This window comes from Ramlibacter sp. (assembly GCF_035627355.1).
Taxonomy (GTDB): Bacteria; Pseudomonadota; Gammaproteobacteria; order Burkholderiales; family Burkholderiaceae_C; genus Ramlibacter.
The window spans coordinates 1-16,044 of sequence record NZ_DASPLW010000032.1 but is presented as its reverse complement, the minus strand read 5'-3'; the positions used below and the strand labels follow the sequence as shown (position 1 = coordinate 16,044).

Annotated in this window: 14 protein-coding genes; 4 read left to right on the top strand and 10 right to left on the bottom strand. The window is 68.7% G+C overall.

Features of this window, described 5'->3' with window-relative positions; genetic code table 11:
• The 7 genes from VEC03_RS08820 to sucC form a co-directional block, all read right to left on the bottom strand.
• On the bottom strand, positions 1-455 hold a 455-nt coding region (locus tag VEC03_RS08820), incomplete at its 3' end, for a 3',5'-cyclic-nucleotide phosphodiesterase (protein ID WP_324914445.1).
• 87 nt (positions 456-542) lie between these two features.
• Positions 543-2,798 (bottom strand): adenylate/guanylate cyclase domain-containing protein, encoded by a 2,256-nt coding sequence (locus VEC03_RS08815; protein WP_324914444.1) that lies wholly within the window; start codon positions 2,796-2,798, stop codon positions 543-545.
• Between the two features lie 30 nt (positions 2,799-2,828).
• On the bottom strand, positions 2,829-3,503 hold the full coding sequence (locus tag VEC03_RS08810; protein WP_324914443.1) for an FHA domain-containing protein: 675 nt from the start codon (positions 3,501-3,503) through the stop codon (positions 2,829-2,831).
• Positions 3,504-3,558: 55 nt separating this feature from the next.
• Positions 3,559-4,344, bottom strand: coding sequence for a Stp1/IreP family PP2C-type Ser/Thr phosphatase (locus VEC03_RS08805; RefSeq protein WP_324914442.1), 786 nt, complete (start codon positions 4,342-4,344; stop codon positions 3,559-3,561).
• 11 nt (positions 4,345-4,355) lie between these two features.
• On the bottom strand, positions 4,356-7,064 hold the full coding sequence (locus VEC03_RS08800) for a serine/threonine-protein kinase (protein ID WP_324914440.1): 2,709 nt from the start codon (positions 7,062-7,064) through the stop codon (positions 4,356-4,358).
• 313 nt (positions 7,065-7,377) lie between these two features.
• Positions 7,378-8,271 carry a succinate--CoA ligase subunit alpha gene (gene sucD / locus VEC03_RS08795; RefSeq protein ID WP_324914439.1) on the bottom strand — a complete coding sequence of 298 codons (894 nt, stop codon included), beginning with the start codon at positions 8,269-8,271 and terminating at the stop codon, positions 7,378-7,380.
• Positions 8,272-8,335: 64 nt separating this feature from the next.
• On the bottom strand, positions 8,336-9,499 hold the full coding sequence (gene sucC / locus VEC03_RS08790) for an ADP-forming succinate--CoA ligase subunit beta (protein WP_324914438.1): 1,164 nt from the start codon (positions 9,497-9,499) through the stop codon (positions 8,336-8,338).
• Positions 9,500-9,653: 154 nt separating this feature from the next.
• Between sucC and argC the strand changes: the two genes are divergently transcribed.
• The gene (gene argC / locus VEC03_RS08785; RefSeq protein WP_324914436.1) at positions 9,654-10,574 is read left to right on the top strand and encodes an N-acetyl-gamma-glutamyl-phosphate reductase; all 921 of its coding nucleotides are present in this window, start codon (positions 9,654-9,656) and stop codon (positions 10,572-10,574) included.
• 4 nt (positions 10,575-10,578) lie between these two features.
• Here argC and VEC03_RS08780 read toward each other — a convergent pair whose 3' ends face one another.
• The 3 genes from VEC03_RS08780 to recA all read right to left on the bottom strand — a co-directional run bounded on the left by VEC03_RS08780 (position 10,579) and on the right by recA (position 13,129).
• Entirely contained in the window at positions 10,579-11,499 is a 921-nt protein-coding gene (locus tag VEC03_RS08780; protein ID WP_324914435.1) for a MaoC family dehydratase, read from the bottom strand.
• Between the two features lie 89 nt (positions 11,500-11,588).
• The gene (gene recX / locus VEC03_RS08775; protein ID WP_324914433.1) at positions 11,589-12,038 is read right to left on the bottom strand and encodes a recombination regulator RecX; all 450 of its coding nucleotides are present in this window, start codon (positions 12,036-12,038) and stop codon (positions 11,589-11,591) included.
• Between the two features lie 26 nt (positions 12,039-12,064).
• Positions 12,065-13,129: a recombinase RecA gene (recA, locus tag VEC03_RS08770; RefSeq protein ID WP_324914432.1), complete on the bottom strand. Its 1,065-nt coding sequence runs from the start codon at positions 13,127-13,129 to the stop codon at positions 12,065-12,067.
• A 143-nt stretch (positions 13,130-13,272) separates the two neighbouring features.
• On the opposite strand from recA, the gene VEC03_RS08765 reads away from it, so the two are divergent.
• The 3 genes from VEC03_RS08765 (at position 13,273) to VEC03_RS08755 (ending at position 16,041) form a co-directional block, all read left to right on the top strand.
• Positions 13,273-13,755, top strand: a complete 483-nt coding sequence (locus tag VEC03_RS08765; RefSeq protein WP_324914430.1) for a MarR family winged helix-turn-helix transcriptional regulator — start codon at positions 13,273-13,275, stop codon at positions 13,753-13,755.
• Positions 13,756-13,829: 74 nt separating this feature from the next.
• Positions 13,830-14,504 (top strand): response regulator transcription factor, encoded by a 675-nt coding sequence (locus tag VEC03_RS08760; protein WP_324914429.1) that lies wholly within the window; start codon positions 13,830-13,832, stop codon positions 14,502-14,504.
• Positions 14,505-14,568: 64 nt separating this feature from the next.
• The gene (locus VEC03_RS08755) at positions 14,569-16,041 is read left to right on the top strand and encodes a sensor histidine kinase (protein WP_324914428.1); all 1,473 of its coding nucleotides are present in this window, start codon (positions 14,569-14,571) and stop codon (positions 16,039-16,041) included.
• Positions 16,042-16,044 lie beyond the last annotated feature (3 nt).

Below are 16,044 nucleotides of genomic sequence, written 5' to 3'. Positions count from 1 at the left end.
CCGCCGCCGCCGGAAATCGCGTAGCCGCAAGCCGGCACCGTGTGCACCGCCGGCATCACCTCGATGCGCTTGCCGCCCAGTTCCAGCACCTGCCCGACCTGGATCTCGTGGAAGGTGATGAAGGGCTTTTCCGGCGTCGGGATGCGGCTGAAGTCCGGCCAGATCACGTTGTTGAAGACGTGCTGCCGCAGCGCCACAAGCGTGCCGGGCAGCGCATGGATGCACACGGGTCGCATGAGCTGCGAGGCGATCGAGTCGACCATCAGGGGCAGCGCCGCGACGTGGTCCAGGTGCGAGTGCGTCAGCAGCACGTGGCCGATGCCCGCCATCTCCTGCAGGGTCAGGTCGCCGACGCCGGTGCCGGCATCGACCAGCACGTCGCCGTCGACCAGGAACGAGGTGGTCCGGCAGCCCCGGGCGATCGCGCCCGAGCAGCCCAGCACGCGCACCCTCATGTCAGGCCCCCGGGCGCGATGCGCGGCAGGCGCAGGCGCGCCTGGCGGGCGGCAGGGAAGGGCGGGCGGCGCGGGCCATGGCGGTCCTCACTTGGTTTCGAAGTTGGTGGCGCCATCCCATTCGGGATCGAAGGGCAGCAGCCTCATCGAGGCTACACGTTCGGAATACAAATCGTAAAGGTATTTCCTCGGGTTCATCCGGTGCAGGTTGAGCAGCAGGGTGTCGCACTGGTCCCAGTCCTGGGCCCGGTAGGCCTTGAGGAAGGTGCCCCAGGCCTTGAGTTCCTCGGTCTGCGGCGCCTCCAGCCGGTCGGCCGGCGCCAGCGGCCAGAAGATGGCCACCGCCTGCTCCTTGCCCTTGACGCGCACCCGGTCCAGTTCCTGCCAGGCGAAGCGGGTCGCCCGCTTGCGGGTGGATTCGCTGACCACGATGTCGACCCCGTAAACCTTGGACAGGCCTTCGAGCCGAGAGCCCAGGTTGACCGCGTCGCCGATCACCGTGTAGCTGCGCCGCACCTGCGAGCCCATGTCGCCGACGCACATCATCCCGGTGTTCAGGCCGATGCCCACGCCGATCTCCGGCAGGCCCTTGGCGCGGTGCTCCTCGTTGATGCGGCGCACGGCGTTGGCCATCTCCAGCGCGCTCTTGACCGCCAGGTGCGCGTGCTCGCCCGTTTCCACCGGGGCGCCCCAGAACGCCATGACGCAGTCACCCATGTACTTGTCGATGGTGCCGCGGTTGCCCCGGATGATGTCGGTCAGCCGGTTGAACACCGCGTTGAGCAGCTCCTGCAGCTGCACCGGCTCCATCTTCTCGGACATCTTGGTGAAGCCGCGCATGTCGCAGAACATCACCGTCAGCTCCTTGTTGGACGCCTGCATGCTGTAGCTGTCCGGGTCCTTGACCATCTCGTCCACCAGCTCGGGCGGCACGTAGGTGCCGAACAGGTTGGCCAGCTCGCGCTTGGAGCGGCTCTCGACGAAGTAGCCGTAGCTCATGTTCAGCGCGAAGGCGGTCAGCACCATGGCCAGCGAGGAAGCCAGGGGCAGTACCAGCCCGGCTCCCAGGTACAGCCCGAAGTTCAGTCCGACCACCGCCGCCAGCACGGCGAAGCTGGTGGCCACCGCCTTGGGCGCGGACAGCAGCGGCAGTGCGAGCGCGAGCAGCAGGCCGACCACGAACAGCACCACCACTTCGTAGCCCATGGCGTAGTCGGGCTTGACCGGCAGCCGCCCATCGAGCAGGCCGGAGATCAGGTTGGCGTGCGTCTCCACGCCCGGGTAGGTCTCCCCGACCGGCGTGGACCGCAGGTCCTGCAAGCCGGGCGCCGTGGTGCCGACCAGCACGATCTTGCCCTTGAGCGCACCGGGTGCGATGCGTTGCGACAGCAGGTCGGCCGCCGAGATGTACTTGAACGACCCGCCGTTCGGGCCGCCCGGCCCGCGGAAGGGGACCAGCGCAGCCACCCGCTCGTCGACCGGCAGGCTCATGGTCTTCTGCCCCAGGCGCAGCACGACGCTGTCCAGCGCCTGGTAGCTGCGGCCGCCGCCTGGGGGGAAGCCCGGCTCCACCGAGGGCATTCCCATCAGGAGGCGGAACATGGCAAGGGTCAGCGATTCGTAGTAGCGGTCCTCGAACTCCGCCAGCAGGGGGACCGAGCGGACCACGCCGTCGAAGTCGACGACCGGGTTGAAGAAGCCGGCCATGGGAGCGGCCTTGGCGAGCTGCTCGATGCTGGCTCCGTAGCCGTTCCACTGGAAGAAACGGATCGGGCGGCCCAGCAGGTCCTGCGGCTGCATCACGGGCGCCGGCAGCACGCCCGAGCGGCCGCCACCGCGGTCGCTGCTGAAGTAGTAGCCCAGTACCACGGGCCGGTCGGCCAGCGAGCGGGCGAAGACCGCGTCGTAGTCCAGCATCGGGCCGAGCTGCTCGATGCGGCTGGCAAAGCCCGGCTGGTCCTTCAGCTCGCCCTGGGCCAGCTGGCGCAGGCGCTTGAGGCCTGAGCTTTCGTCCGGCTCGGCGAACACGACGTCGAAGCCGAGAACGGCCACCTGCTGGCGCTGGAACAGTTCGTCGGTGAGCTGCGCCAGCCGGTTGCGGCTCCAGGGCCAGCGGCCGACCTCGCCCAGGCTCTTCTCGTCGATGTCGACGATGACGATGCGCTCGTCCAGCGTGCCCGGCATGGTGGCGCGCAGGCGCGCGTCGTACAGGATCTGGTCCAGCCGGTGCAGCCCGACCAGCGGCATCGCGCCGGTGGCATGCAGCAGCGCGATCAGCAGGGGAACCAGCGTCAGGCCGATGCGGGCCCAGTGCCTGCCCAGCAGGCGGATCCACCCCGGCATCTCGCTGGTGTTCCTCGGGCCGGGCCGGGCTCAGCCCTGCACGAACTGCATCTGGGTGCCCGCCAGCTCCAGCATGTCGCCGTTCTTGAGCGTGACCGGCTCCTGGCCGACGGCGGTGCCATTGAGCATCGGCTTGTTGCCGCCCTCGACGTGCGCAACGACGAAGCCATGCGGGCGCTTGGTGATGGCGGCAACCGCCACGCCCGGCTTGCCGATGGTGGTGACCACCTTCACCAGCGGCACCTCGCGGCCGGCGGCCGCGCCCGACATGACCTTGATCGCGCCCTTGACTTCGCCAGCGGCGTCAGCGGGAGCGGCCGCTGCCGACGGGGCCGTCGCAGCGCCGGCCGGCTTGGCGACCGGCGGCGGCACCATGCCGGCCTTCATGATCATGGTCTTCTCGAAGGTGGCGCCCGGCACCTCGTTGATGTACTTGATCTTGTATTTGCCGATCTCGACCGTGTCGTTGTTCTGCAACAGCTGCTTCTTCACGGCCTTGCCGTTGATGTAGGTGCCGTTGGTGCTGTTCAGGTCCTCGAGGTAGACCTCGTTGCCGGTCAGCTGCAGCACCGCGTGCTCGCCGCTGACGGCCAGGTTGTCGATCACGATGTCGTTGTACGGACGCCGGCCCAGCGTCGTGCGGTCCTTCGTCAGCTGTACTTCCTTGATGACGACACCGTCGATCGAAACGATCATTTTCGGCATGTCCCACTCCTGTTCGTGATCTCTTCTCGCATTGTCGATACCGAAGACCGATTGTCTACTTTCCCAGCAATCGGGAGATGAGCCCCTTCTTTTTCGTTCCGCTGTCCGATTGCGCGAGGAGCACCGAGATATTGTCGCGCCCCCCGTTGGCATTGGCGGCGTCCACCAGCTGCAGCGCCTTTTCGTCCAGCGGCGCATCGGACGTCAGGATGCGGGCGATGCCCTCGTCGTCCACCATGTCGGACAGGCCGTCGGAGCACATGAGGTAGATGTCGCCGGCCTCCACGCGGTGCTCGTTGACCTCCAGCAGCACGGCGTCCTCCACGCCCAGCGCGCGGGTGACCAGGTTCTTGTTGGTGGACACCGCCGCCTGCTCGGGGGTGATCAGGCCGGCGTCGATCTGCTCCTGCAGCAGCGAGTGGTCCTTGGTGATCTGCACCAGTTCGGCCCCGCGCTGGCGGTAGCAGCGCGAGTCGCCGATGTGGCCGAGCAGCAGCCGGCCGTCCTGGAACACGCCGACCACCAGCGTGGTGCCCATGCCGGAATACTGCGGATTGGAGTTGGCGGCGTTGAAGATCGACCGGTTGGCGTTGTCGACGCAGATCTCCATCGCCCGGCGCACCTCCTTCGAATTGGCGTGCCGCCCGGCCTGCGTGAGCCACCGCCCGAGCTCCGACTTGATGAAGGTGGTGGCCATGCCGCTGGCGATCTCGCCGGCGTTGTAGCCGCCCATGCCGTCCGCCAGGATGGCCAGCCGCGTGGGCTCGTCGTAGGTGACGGAGTCCTCGTTGTTCTCGCGCGCGAGGCCAGGGTCGGTGCGGGTGCTGAATTCGTAGTTCATGGCTGGCCGGCTCATTCTTTCGGATCGGCCCCGGGAGCGTCGGGCTTGCTGAATACCGCCGTCTTCTCGAATCCGGCGGCGCCGCCCGCTGGCGGGGACGCATCATAGCCGGGCGCCGACGGCAGGCCCGGGCTGGCGCGCTCGAACGCAGCCGGGGCCGATGCCGCCATCACGACGGTCTTTTCCGCGGCGGCCTGCGCCTGCGCCGCGGACGACAGCGACAGCGACAGCGACAGGGCGATGGTGCCGTCGGGATCGGCCGGCGCGCGGGCGGGTGCGCCCGGCGTGCCCGGCGCCATCAGCGCCCTCAGGTCGGCGGCGAACTGGTCGCCGTCCTGGTAGCGTGCCTCGGGCTTCTTGGCCAGCGCCAGCGCAACGACTGCTGCCAGGCGATCGGGTATGTCGCGCCGCACGATGCGGATGTCCGGCGCCTCCTCGTTGGCGATCTTGTACATCAGCTCCGCCATCGAGTCGCCGCGGAAGGGGAGCACGCCGGTGAGCATCTGGAACAGCATCACGCCCAGCGAATACAGGTCGGAGCGGCCGTCCACCTTCTTGCCGGCGATCTGCTCGGGCGACATGAAGCTGGGCGTGCCCAGCACCAGCCCGGTCTTGGTCTTGCTGGAGTCGGTGATGCGGGCGATGCCGAAGTCGGTGACCTTGACCGTGTCCGAGTCGAACTCGTACATGATGTTGGCCGGCTTGATGTCCCGGTGCACCACGTTCTGGCGGTGGGCGTAGGCCAGCGCCTCCGCCACCCGGGCTACGATGGACAGCACGCGCGGCACCGGCAGCAGCTGTCCGTCGCGGCAGAAGTCCGACAGGTCCTTGCCGCGCAGGAATTCCATGGCGATGTAGGCCAGGTCGTGCTCCTCGCCGGCATCGAAGATGGTGACGATGTTCTGGTGCTGCAGGCGCCCCGCCGTCTCGGCTTCGCGGAAGAAGCGGTCGCGCGCATCGGCCAGCTCCTCGCCCTCGAACTCCTGCGACAGCGCCATGGTCTTGATCGCGACCACGCGGCCGATCTTCGGGTCCTTGCCCATGTAGACCACGCCCATGGCGCCCTTGCCCAGCTCCTTCTCGACCTGGTAGCGGCCCAGCATGGGTTTTTCGACCGCACCGCCGTCCAGCAGCAGGGTGCCGCCGGGGTGCGCCCCGCCGCCGCCGAGCATGACGGTCTCCGACAGGTTCTTCGCCCGATTCAGCTTGGCCTGGAGATCCTTGTAGTCCCTGTTCCAGGTGGCCATGTACTCGTACACCGCTTCGGCCTTGTTGAACTGGCGCTTGCGCTCGAAGTCCAGCGCCAGGTTGTACAGGTTGTCCATCAGCGGGTCGCTCAGCGGCACGCGACGGAAGCGGTCGAAGGCCATGTCCAGCTGGCCCTGGCCCTGCAGCGCCAGGCCCATCATGCGGTTGGTCTCGGCCGACTCTTCGTCCGACTTGACCTTGCCGGCCTCGGTGACCAGGAACCGCTTGGTGGTGAGCGCGGCATGGCCGATCACCAGCAGCGCCGCTGGCAGCACGAATCGCAGCCAGGTGGCGGCAGCGGACAGCAGGAAGTACTCGGACGCCAGCAGGGCCACCAGCAGCACGCCCGTGGCGACCGCGCCGGCACCCGCGGACAGGCGCGGCAGTGCCGCGACCAGGTAGGCGGCGACCAGGAGGAAAGCGCCGAAGGCGGCCCAGCCGCCCCACGACGGCTCGGAGATGGCGTGCTCGCCCAGGATGTTGGAGGTGACGTGCGCCATCAGCTCCGCGGGGCTGAGCGCCGGGTGCCCGGGCACCGGGAAACTGGTGCCCACGCCCTGCGCCGTGGCGCCGACCAGCACGATCTTGTCGGCGTATTTGGTGGCCGGGATCTTCCCGCTCAGCACGTCGTAGAAGGAGTCGACCTGGAAGGCCGGCTTGCCGCCCTGGTCCGGATAGAACTGCGGCAGGATGCGGGCCGCTTCATCGGTGCGGATCTTCAGCCGTCCGAGCTGGACGCCCTCGCCGGGCAGCACCTGGATGTCGTCGGGACCCAGGTTCAGGCTCCGGGCGGCCGCCAGCAGCGCCATCGACGGAACTCCACGCCCATAGTAGTTGAGCAGCAGGGGATCGGCGCGCACCGCACCGTCGCTGTCGTTGGTCACGCTCAGGTGGCCGACCCCGGCAGCGGCTGCCGCAATGCCCTCCAGCGGATACTGGCCGCGGATCACCGGCAGGGCGAACCCGTCGCGCTCGTCGACGGCGTTCTTCGCCACCGCCGGCGGCAGGTCGCGGTCCGGCTTGCCGAGCGGCTCGCCCAGCACGAAGACCGAGGGCACCAGCACGTTGCCGGCGCGGGCCATGCTGGCCGCGAGCTTGCCGTCGGTGTCCAGCGTCAGTTCGGCCTCCGCCATCAGGCGCTCCAGCGCCTCGTTGCCTTCGGCGGCGCCCCCTAGGGCTTCCCGGATCCTGCGGATGAACACCAGCCCGCGATCGGTCTGCGGCTCGAAGAAGAAGGTGCTGTAGGCAATGGTCTTGGCCTTGGCGCCGGCGAGCTTGTCGATCAGCTCGGCGTGCACGTCGCGCGGCCAGGGCCAGCGCCCGATGTTGGCGATGCTCTGGTCGTCGATGGCGATGACCGCGATGCGGTCCGAGGGCTGGCTCGAGCCCTGGGTGCTGGCGATGTCGTAGAAGCGGCGCTCGAGCGCCTCGAACAGGCCGGTGGATTTCCAGAGGATGAAGACGGCGGCCACGATGGCCGCCCCGATGAACCAGTCCGCCCGCCAGAACGGACGGCGCTTAGCCGATGCCGATGTAACCACTTCTGCCCCTCGCCCTCAAAGGCCGATCCACTGCCTCAAGGACAGCGCCCTCACCCGCCCCTTCCAATAGGGGTGCTGGACTTCCGATTCGACGTTAACAGAGCACCCCGGCACTAACAAGGAAGTTTGCCGCGGACGGCGTACGTTTTGTTGCAAAACTGCGCCACGCCGTCCGTGCGCTCGCGAACGAAAAAAAACCGACGCGCGGGGGCGTCGGCTTTCCGTGTCGCGAGGCAGCGGCCGGTCAGAGCAGCGACTTGAGCAGCTTGCCCATCTCCGAGGGGTTGCGCGTCACCTTGAAGCCGCACTCCTCCATGATCGCCAGCTTGGCATCGGCCGTGTCGGCGCCGCCGGAGATCAGCGCGCCGGCATGGCCCATGCGCTTGCCGGGGGGCGCGGTCACGCCGGCGATGAAACCGACCACCGGCTTCTTCATGTGGTCCTTGCACCAGCGGGCGGCCTCGGCCTCGTCGGGGCCGCCGATCTCGCCGATCATGATCACGGCGTCGGTGTCGGGGTCGTCGTTGAAGGCCTTCATCACGTCGATGTGCTTCAGGCCGTTGATCGGGTCGCCGCCGATGCCCACGGCGCTGGACTGCCCCAGGCCGATCTCGGTGAGCTGGGCGACGGCCTCATAGGTCAGGGTGCCCGAGCGGGACACCACGCCGATGCGGCCCTTCTTGTGGATGTGGCCGGGCATGATGCCGATCTTGATCTCGTCAGGCGTGATCAGGCCGGGGCAGTTGGGGCCCAGCAGCAGCGTCTTCTTGCCGCCGGAGGCCTCCTTGGCCTTCATCCTGTTGCGCACCATCAGCATGTCGCGCACCGGGATGCCCTCGGTGATGCAGATGACCAGGTCGAGGTCGGCCTCCACCGCTTCCCAGATCGCATCGGCGGCGCCCGCCGGCGGCACGTAGATCACCGAGACGGTGGCGCCGGTCTGCGCCTTGGCGTCCTTGACCGAGGCGTAGATCGGGATGTCGAAGATCTTCTCGCCGGCCTTCTTCGGGTTGACGCCGGCGACGAAGCAGGCCTTGCCGTTGGCGTATTCCTGGCACTTCTCGGTGTGGAACTGGCCGGTCTTGCCGGTGATGCCCTGGGTGATGACCCGCGTGTCCTTGTTGATGTAGATCGACATGTCTAGTCCTAATCAGTTGGGGACAGAGCTAAAGATCTGTCCCCAAAGTCCTTGGCTTGCGGGTTCAGGCCTTGACGGCAGCGACGACCTTCTGGGCCGCTTCGGCCATGGTGTCGGCGCTGATGATGGGCAGGCCCGACTCGGCCAGCATCTTCTTGCCCAGTTCCTCGTTGGTGCCCTTCATGCGCACCACCAGCGGCACGTTCAGGTTCACGGCCTTGCAGGCGGTGATCACGCCGGTGGCGATGGTGTCGCAGCGCATGATGCCGCCGAAGATGTTCACCAGGATCGCCTTGACCTTGGGGTTCTTCAGCATGATCTTGAAGGCCTCGGTCACCTTCTCGGGGGTGGCGCCGCCGCCCACGTCGAGGAAGTTGGCCGGCTCCGCGCCGAACAGCTTGATGGTGTCCATGGTCGCCATGGCCAGGCCGGCGCCGTTGACCAGGCAGCCGATGTTGCCGTCCAGGCTGATGTACGCGAGGTCGTACTTGGACGCCTCGATCTCGGCCGGATCCTCTTCGTCCAGGTCGCGCAGCGACACGATCTCCGGATGGCGGAACAGGGCGTTGCTGTCGAAGTTGAACTTGGCGTCGAGGGCGACGATGTTGCCCTTGCTGTCGCGGTTGAGGGGGTTGATCTCCACCAGCGAGGCATCGGTCTCCATGTAGCAGCGATACAGCTTCTGGAACACGTCCACCGCCTGGGCGGTCGAGCCGGCCGGGATGCCAATGCCGTCGGCGATCTCCTTGGCCTGCGCATCCGTCAGGCCGGCAAGCGGGTCGACGAACACCTTCTTGATCTTCTCGGGCGTGGAATGGGCCACCTCCTCGATGTCCATGCCGCCTTCGCTGGACGCGATGAAGGCCACGTTCTGGGTCGCGCGGTCGGTGACCACCGAGACGTAATACTCCTTCTGGATGTCGGCCCCGTCCTCGATGTACAGGCGCCGCACCTTCTGCCCTTCGGGGCCGGTCTGGTGGGTCTTGAGCTGCATGCCCAGGATCTCGCCGGCCAGCCGCTTGACATCGTCGATGGACTTGGCGACCTTGACCCCGCCACCCTTGCCGCGCCCGCCGGCGTGGATCTGGGCCTTGACCACCCACACCGGGCCGCCGAGCTTCTGCGCGGCTTCCACCGCTTCCTGGACCGTGAATGCAGGGATGCCGCGCGGCACGGGCACGCCGAAGCTGCGCAAGATCTCCTTGCCTTGGTACTCGTGAATCTTCATGGGGTCTCTTCCGGGAGGTGTCGACAGTGCAGGTGCCCCCGGCGCGGCAGTGGCGCCGGCCCTGCGAAGTGCAGCCGCGAACTGTATCATGGTGCATCGCACAAACCTGACGCCACCCCTGCGGCGAAAGGGGGCGCACAGCAGGACGAGAACCATGCCCAAGGTCTTCATCGACGGCGAGGCCGGCACCACCGGCCTGCAGATCCGCGAGCGGCTCACGACGATGTCGCAGGTGGAACTGGTGAGCATCGCGCCCGAGCGGCGCAAGGATCCCGCGGCCAAGCGCGAGCTGATGGCCGGCGTGGACCTGGTGATCTTCTGCCTGCACGACGACGCCGCGCGCGAGTCGGCCGCCATGGTCGACGACATCCGGCGCCAGCAGGGCCGCGCTCCGCGCATCATCGACGCCTCCACCGCACACCGCGTGGCCGAGGGCTGGGTGTTCGGCTTTGCCGAACTGGCGCCCGGCCAGCGCGAGGCGATCCGCAAGGCCGATCGGGTCAGCAATCCGGGCTGCTATGCGACCGGCGCCATCGCGCTGCTGCGCCCTCTCATCGACGCCGGCGTGCTGCCGCCCGACCACCCGGTGGCGCTGCCTTCGGTCAGCGGCTACTCCGGCGGCGGGCGCACCATGATCGAGGCCTACGAGAGCGGCAAGGCGCCGCCTTACGAGCTGTATGCCCTGGGGCTGAGGCACAAGCACCTGCCGGAGATCATGAAGTACACCGGCCTCACGCGCCGGCCGATCTTCATCCCCTCCGTCGGCAACTTCCGCCAGGGCATGCTGGTGCAGTTGCCGCTGCACCTGGACCTGCTGCCTGGCAAGCCCAGTGCGCAGGACCTGGAGCAGGTGCTTCGTCGCCACTACGAAGGCAGCGAATGGGTCAGCGTGCAGGCGCCCACCGAGGACGGCAAGCTCGAGCCCATGGCGCTGAACGACACCAACCGGATGGAGTTGCGCGTGTACAGCAACATGGACCACCAGCATGCGGTGCTGGTCGCGCGGCTCGACAACCTGGGCAAGGGCGCCAGCGGCGCCGCGGTGCAGAACCTCCAGCTGATGCTGGGCCTCTAGCCCTTCAGCCGGCCGCGAGGCGGCTGTCTTCCGACACAGCGCGCCAGCGAGCCACGATGGCCGGGCGGTCCTCCTGCGCCAGGTGCAGCGCCAGGACCGTGCCGTCCTCGTCCGACTGCGTTCGGAGCTGGACATCCGAGTCCTGGTAGACCGGGCCCTTGAACCAGGCATCTAGGCGATAGGGGGCCGGCGGCAGGCCCGCAGGCATTCGCGCCAGCCCCTGGCCGAGCGCGCGCAGCGGATGGAAGAAGGCGCGACGGAAGCCGAAGGCCCGCGCGTAGGGATCCCAGAGGTGGATCCCGTTGTAGTCGCCGGTCAGTTCGCCGAACCGCCGGCCGCCGCCGCCCGGCAAGTGCCCGCTGGCAACCGGCTCGCCCGCGACCCGCGGCGATGCAGCCGCCGCCGCGGCCGCGCCGCCGGCACCGAAGCGCCCGCGCACGTAGAAGGTATTCAGGCTCTCGCAGGCCAGCCGGCCGCCGGCCGTGATGCGCGTGTGCAGGTCGACCTCCAGGCCCTTGTCCAGCAGGCGGTGCGCGTGGACCGAGCACTCGAAATCTAGGGCCTCGTCGAGTCCGATGGGGCCGAGCTGCAGCAGGGCATTGCGCACCTGCAGCACGCGCCAGATCGGCACCGGGAAGGTCGGGTGGGTCAGGACGACCATCTGGAGGCGGAAGGCGATGGCGTGCGGCAGCAGCGCAGGCAGTTGCCGCTGCGCCTCGGGCGGCCAGCCACACAGGCGCAGGAAATCCCGCACCGCGCCGCTGTCGGCCCGCCACCCGCTCCAGCGCGCCGAGATGGCAGGGAAGTCGCCCCCTTGCGACAGGCCCGGCGAAGGCCTGAAGGCGCCCAGCATGTAGCGCCAGGCCGGCGGGGTGCGCTGGAACTCGAGCCGGACTGCCGTGCGGGTGGGCGCCGAAGCCGCCATCGGGGTGTCTCCTGTTGGGCCTGGCGCGGGAGGCTAGGACGGCGCGTCCGACCCACCTTGATGCCGGTCAACGTTTCCGGACGATCGTGCTATTCGTCGTCGCGGCCGCCCAGCACGCGCCGGATCACGTCGCCGCCAAAGCCGCGGGCAGCGAGGAACCGGGACTGGCGGGCGCGCTCGGCCGCGTCCTGCGGCGGCGCCCCGAAGCGGCGTTGCCAGACCTGGCGAGCCCGGTCCAGTTCGATGGTGCGCAGCTGCTGCACGGCCTGGGCGACCAGCTCGTCGCCTATGCCTTTTTGCTGGAGTTCCTGGCGGATGCGCCCGGCGCCGAGCTTGCCGGCCCGCCGGTGCAGCACCGACTCGACCACCCGCTGCTCGCTGATGAAGCCCTTGGCCTGCAGCTCGTCCAGCACGCGCTGCAACTGGCCCGGCTCCTGCTCGTGCGGTTGCAGCTTGCGCTCCAGCTCGGCGCGGGAATGCTCCCTGCCGCCGAGCAGGCGCAAGGCCCTTCCCTTGAGTGACAGCGTCGAAACCGGCATGCGGGCGAGGCGCCGCTCGCGGCCCTTTACTTGGCCTCTTCGTCGTCGAGGCTGGCAGGCAGCAGGGCGATGTTGAGCGACTCGCGGATCCTGTTCTCGATCTCCCGCGCCAGTTCCGGGTTCTCGCGCAGGAACTCGCGTGCGTTGTCGCGGCCCTGGCCGATCTTCTCGCCCTTGTAGGCGTACCAGGCACCGGACTTCTCCAGGATCCGGGCGGTGACGCCCATGTCGATGATCTCGCCCTCGCGGCTGATGCCCTCGCCGAACAGGATGTCGAACTCGGCCGTCTTGAAGGGGGGCGACACCTTGTTCTTGACCACCTTGACCTTGGTCTCGTTGCCGATCGCCTCGTCGCCCTTCTTGATGGTGCCGGTGCGGCGGATGTCCAGGCGCACCGAGGCGTAGAACTTCAGCGCGTTGCCGCCGGTGGTGGTTTCGGGCGAGCCAAACATCACGCCGATCTTCATGCGGATCTGGTTGATGAAGATGACCATGCAGTTGGTCTTCTTGATGGTGGCGGTCAGCTTGCGCAGCGCCTGGCTCATCAGCCGGGCCTGCAGGCCGGGCAGGGAGTCGCCCACCTCGCCCTCGATCTCGGCCTTGGGCACCAGCGCGGCGACCGAGTCGACCACGATCAGGTCGACCGCGCCGGAGCGCACCAGGCTGTCGACGATCTCCAGCGCCTGCTCGCCCGTGTCGGGCTGGCTGATCAGCAGGTCGGGCAGGTTGACGCCCAGCTTCTGCGCGTACTGCACGTCCAGCGCATGCTCGGCGTCGACGAAGGCGCAGGTGCCACCCTGGGCCTGCATCTCGGCGATGACCTGGAGGGTCAGCGTGGTCTTGCCGGACGATTCCGGCCCGTAGATCTCGATCACCCGGCCGCGCGGCAGGCCCCCGACCCCCAGCGCGATGTCCAGGCCGAGCGAGCCGGTGGAGACGACCTGGATGTCCTCGATCTGCTCGCCTTCGCCCAGCCGCATGATCGTGCCCTTGCCGAACTGCTTCTCGATCTGGGCCAGCGCCGCCTGCAGCGCCTTGGCCTTCTCGTTGTCGGCGGCCGCGACCTTGCTGCCCTTGACTTGTGCATCCATGGAAATCTCCTTGTGGATCAATGGGTTGTGGGAACCGGCACCCGCTGTTGCGATTCACAGGCTGGATGCATGGCCAGTACTCTAACGCGAGAGGTTGAAGGAAGTAAACGCGATTTTTGGTCAGTTTGCCTTACCATCTGGCCATGCTCCCCAAGCTGGATGACGCCTGGCGCGAGACCCACCTCGGCCGCCTGCTGGGCCATGCCAGCCGGCGCTTCGACGAACGGGTGCTGCACCTGATCGCGCACAACGTCGACGTGCCGCTGGCGCTGTCCAACCTGGCAGCGCGGGCGCAGGTGGGCGCCGCCCACATCCACATCACCCGCCACCTCGCGCTGGAAGGCTCGCGCCTGACCGAACTGGCCGAGCGCGCCGGCATGAGCAAGCAGGCCATGGGCGACCTGGTGAACCAGTGCGAGGCCTGGGGCCTGGTGGTGCGCGAACCCGATCCGCTGGACGCCCGGGCGCGCCGCGTACGCTTCACCGAGGCCGGCCTGGGCTGGCTGCAAGCCTTCCGCGAAGCCGTGCAGCAGGCCGAGCAGGAGTTCCGCGCCGAAGTCGGCGCGGAGGTCGCCACCGTCGTGGCCCTCGGCCTGGAGGCGTACGCGGGCCCGGCGGCGCGCTGAGGGCGGGTCCACCCTGTAGGGCCACAACGGGGGCGCCACCTAGAATTTTCGGCAACCCAGGAGACACCGCGCCCATGCGCATCCTCATCGCCGAAGACGACCAGGTGTTGGCCGACGGCTTGCTGCGCTCACTGCGTGCCTCCGGTGCGGCGGTGGACCATGTCGGCAACGGCAGCGAGGCCGATGCCGCACTGCTGACCAACAACGAATTCGACCTGCTGATCCTGGACCTCGGCCTGCCGCGCCTGCACGGCCTGGAGGTGCTGCGCCGGCTGCGCGCGCGCGGCTCGTCGATGCCCGTGCTGATCCTCACCGCCGCCGACGGCGTCGACGAGCGCGTGCGCGGGCTGGACCTGGGCGCCGACGACTACATGGCCAAGCCGTTCTCCCTGCAGGAGCTGGAGGCGCGCGTGCGCGCGCTGACGCGCCGCGGCATGGGCGGCACCAGCAGCACCATCCGACATGGACCGCTCGTGTACGACCAGGCGGGCCGGGTGGCCACCATCGACGGCAAGCTGGTGGAGCTGTCGGCGCGCGAGCTGGGCCTGCTGGAGATCCTGCTGCAGCGCGTGGGCCGGCTCGTCAGCAAGGACCAGCTGGTCGAGCGCCTGTGCGAGTGGGGCGAGGAGGTCAGCACCAACGCGATCGAGGTGTACATCCACCGCCTGCGCAAGAAGATCGAGAAGGGCCCGATCCGCATCGCCACCGTGCGCGGGCTGGGCTACTGCCTGGAGAAGATCACCGGATGAGGAACGATCCCACCGCGTCCAGGCCTGAGCGACGCGCAGCGAAGCCGGCCATCCGCCACCGGACATGAAGCTGTTCCAGCGCGAGCAGCGATCGCTGTTCGGCGAGATCCTGGACTGGATGCTGACGCCGCTGCTGCTGCTGTGGCCGGTCAGCCTGGCGCTGACCTGGCTGGTGGCCCAGGAGATCGCCGGCCGCCCCTTCGACCGGGCGCTCGAATACAACGTGCAGGCGCTGGCGCAGCTGGTCGCGGTGCAGAACCAGCGCACCGTGCTGTACCTGCCGCAGCCGGCGCGCGAGCTGCTGCGCGCCGACGACTCGGACCTCGTCTACTACCAGGTGCTGGGCCCGCGCGGCGAGCTGCTCGGGGGCGAGCGCGACTTCCCGCCGCCGCCGGACGACGCCACCCTGTCCGGGGAGGTGCGGCTGCGCGACGCCGAGATCCACGGCCAGGACGTGCGCGTGGCCTGGACCTGGGTCCCGGTGGACCTGCCCGGCACGCCGCCGGCCCTGGTGCAGGTAGCCGAGACGCGCGAGAAGCGCTCGGTGCTCGCCACCGAGATCATCAAGGGCGTGATGCTGCCGCAGTTCATCATCCTGCCGCTGGCGGTGCTGCTGGTCTGGCTGGCGCTGGTTCGCGGCATCAAGCCGCTGTCACAGCTCGAGGAGCGCATCCGCGCCCGCAAGCCGGACGACCTCTCGCCGCTGGACGAGCGGGCAGTGCCGCTGGAGGTGGCGCCGCTGGTGTCCTCGGTGAACGACCTGCTCACGCGGCTGAAGGACTCCATCGCCACCCAGAAGCGCTTCCTCGCCGACGCCGCCCACCAGCTCAAGACGCCGCTGGCCGGCCTGCGCATGCAGGCCGACCTGGCGCAGCGCGAAGGCGCGAATGCCGACGAGCTGAAGCAGTCGCTCAAGCAGATCGGCCGCTCCAGCGTGCGGGCCACCCACACGGTCAACCAGTTGCTGGCGCTGGCGCGTGCGGAAAGCAGCGGCAAGACCTTGCCGCGGCATCCCTGCGACCTGGCCCAGATCACGCAGGAAGCGGTGCAGGACCTGGTGCCGCGCGCCCTGGACAAGCGCATCGACCTGGGCTACGACGGCGCGCTGCCGGGCACGCCGGGGGCCATGGTGACCGGCAACCCGACCCTGCTGAAGGAGCTGATCCGCAACCTGCTGGACAACGCCATCAGCTACACGCCGTCCAGTGCCGCGCAGCCCGCCGTGGTGACGGCGCGCGTGCTGGCCGATCCGATCGGCGGCGTGGTGCTGCTGCAGGTGGAAGACAGCGGCCCGGGCATTCCGCCGGCCGAGCGCGAGCTGGTGTTCCAGCCTTTCTACCGTTCGCTGGAAACCAACGTCGACGGCTCCGGACTGGGCCTGCCCATCGTGCTGGAGATCGCCCGCCAGCACGATGCGCAGGTGCACCTGGAAGACGCCCACCCCGGCGCCGCCAGCCCGGGCGTGCGGGCGGTGGTGCGCTTTGCCAGCGCGCCGGCCGGGGCCGACCGGTCCGGCGTGGCTCAGGCCGCCTTGTAGACG